This window comes from Cupriavidus sp. D384 (assembly GCF_001652915.1).
Classification (GTDB): domain Bacteria; phylum Pseudomonadota; class Gammaproteobacteria; order Burkholderiales; family Burkholderiaceae; genus Cupriavidus.
Genome location: NZ_BBQI01000049.1, coordinates 1 through 405 on the forward strand (window position 1 = coordinate 1; position 405 = coordinate 405).

At 66.2% G+C, this 405-nt stretch carries 1 protein-coding gene; it reads right to left on the minus strand.

Going from position 1 to position 405, the window contains the following annotated elements:
- Positions 1-405: hypothetical protein (locus A9J21_RS31940; protein WP_197497501.1), on the minus strand; the 405-nt coding region annotated here is incomplete at both ends.

The window sequence follows — 405 nt, forward strand, 5'->3', positions numbered from 1 at the left end:
CGTCTTCGCCACCGCCTCCCCAGCCGCCTGCGCCGCCGCCATCATGTCGGCTTGCTTGCCCAGCACGTTGTTGAGGTCCGGGCCCTTGCCCACGGTCGTGTTGGTGTTTGACGTGTCCCGGTTCAGCGTCGCCACGTCCTGCGTCTGGTTGGCCTGGTCGGTGATCGTGATCGTGCCGCCTGCGATGCCCGACTGCGCCACGCCGCGCTGGCTGCCGCTTTCGTGCTGCGGGATCATCGGGCTCACGCCGCCGGTGTTCTTGCCTGAGGTCTGGCCAGAATTCTTGTCCTCGACCTTCGGGCCGAACGTGAACCCGCCGCTCAGCCCCATCGACGTCGCGCTGTAGTCCGACTTGTTCTCGATATCGCTCCAGCTCAGCGTGCCCGTGCTCAGCTTGTTCCTGTC